The 1,774-nt window shown below is 69.1% G+C and carries 1 protein-coding gene; it reads right to left on the reverse strand.

Translation table 11 applies throughout. The features are described 5' to 3' along the window. Nucleotides 1–28: 28 nt before the first annotated feature. Nucleotides 29–1,642 (reverse strand): IS1634 family transposase, encoded by a 1,614-nt coding sequence (locus ACFWP2_RS39565; RefSeq protein ID WP_380460973.1) that lies wholly within the window; start codon nt 1,640–1,642, stop codon nt 29–31. Nucleotides 1,643–1,774: the final 132 nt, after the last annotated feature.

The following is a 1,774-nucleotide window of genomic DNA, read 5'->3' on the forward strand; positions in this document are numbered from 1 at the left end:
TCTAGGCCCAGACTTCGCACATGGGGTTTTAGGTTTCCAGCCAGCGGGGTCGGGTTTCGTCGATGTCGAGGAGTTCGAGCAGGTGTGCTTGGACTCCTCGGTTGATGAGGACGACGGGTGGGCTGGTGGTGGTGCCGGGCCGGATCATCAGGCTGGCGAGGTGGTAGAAGATCATGCGGCCGGTGGGGCGGACGGCTCGGTTGTCAGGGTAGAGGCCGCGCATGGTCTGGTCGGGGCCGAGAGCCTGGCGGACCTGGCGCTCGATCAGGCAGAAGACCAGTAGGGCCAGGCAGATCACGGTGATCAGGGCGGCGATGCGTCGGTTGTGCTGCAGGAAGACCGGCGCGACCGCGAGCGGGCCCTTGAAGTCGTGATAGCGGCGTTCGACCACGGTCTGGCCCTTGTAGCGGAGGAAAACCTGCTGGGCGGTGGCCTGTTCGGGGGTGAGGTTGGTCAGCAGCGCGTACCAGCCGTCGACGGCTGCCTGGGCATCGAGCACGTCCTGGTCGAAGTGCCATTCCAGGACGGGCCGGCCCTCGGGACCGGTGCCGATGGTGGTCCGCAGGCAGTCCTCGACCCGGTGGTTCCTGGCGATCACGCCGATCCGCGCGGCGATCTTCTCGGCCGTGCCGTAGAACCGTCCGCCGGCGCCGCGCTGGAGCTTGTCCAGGTCCTCGGCCGCGCGGGCCAGGCGTTTGGCACGCGCGGCCTGCTGGCCACGGACGTTGCCGGTGGAGTGGACCAGGATCCTGCGCAGGGTGTGCACCGGGTCGCTCTTGCGGCGCCCGGGCAGGGCGTGGGTGTCCTCCAGGACCCGGTAGACCTCGCGCCGGCCGGCGGGCTTGCCCTCGTCCCGGTCCGGGACGTAGTCCACCACCTGCGTGTCTTCGAGGTTCAAGCCGGCGTAGACCTCGTCGGGGACCTTGGCGGCCGGCGCGGGGGCGATGAAGGCGACCTTCGCGTCCAGCAGGGCGGTGACGTTGGGGTGGGACACCAGCTTGGAGTCGGCGACCAGCAGGAAGTCCCTGCGGTCGGCCATCTTGCGCAGGGCGTTCATCGCGCCGACGACCTGGGCGACCTCGCCCGCGCCGCCGTCGTAGACGCGGTGGAGGAGCGGGACGCCACCGTCGCCGCTGACCGCGAGGCCGGCCTGGATCTGCTTCAGGTCGACTCTGCGGTCCTTGGGGTGGCCGTACTTGACCTGCGGGAACTGCTCGTCCTGGTCCTCGTAGGCGCCGAACAGCGACATCGAGGTCATGTCCCAGTGGATCCGGGACACGTCGATGCCGAACTCCGCGATGGCCTGCGCGCCGACCGTGCCGACCAGCTCGTCCAGGTGCGGCGCGATCGCGTCCAGCGCGCGGGCGAGCCGGTCGTCGCCCAGCAGGTCCGCATCGACGCCGAAAACCTCCTCCACGGCCCATTCCCGGGCCCAGTCGCCTACGCGGACCAGCGGTGCCGGGGCGGACAGCCGGTTGGCGACCATCACCTCGATCACCTGTCCGTGCGTAAGGTGCGCGACCTCGCGGATCGGGCACAGCTCGTCGACGATCCCGGCCACATCCAGCCGGCGCAGAAACTCGGCAGAGGCAGGCAGAGCGCCCAGACGCCTCTGCACCACGGGCGTCAACTCCACCGTCATCCGAGGACGGTGGACCCGTGAACGACGTGAACGAGATATCGGCACGCCAGGCTCAACGACCGGCACCCCATCGGGATACCGGTCGCATCACCACATCATCCGAACTCGTTATGTGCGAAGGACGGGTCTAGG

Source organism: Kitasatospora sp. NPDC058444 (assembly GCF_042721415.1).
Lineage (GTDB): Bacteria > Actinomycetota > Actinomycetes > Streptomycetales > Streptomycetaceae > Kitasatospora.

Coding starts and splice junctions, on each gene's coding strand:
- ACFWP2_RS39565 (WP_380460973.1), bottom strand. CDS start 1,642: ATGACGGTGGAGTTGACGCCCGTGGTGCAGAGGCGTCTGGGCGCTCTG.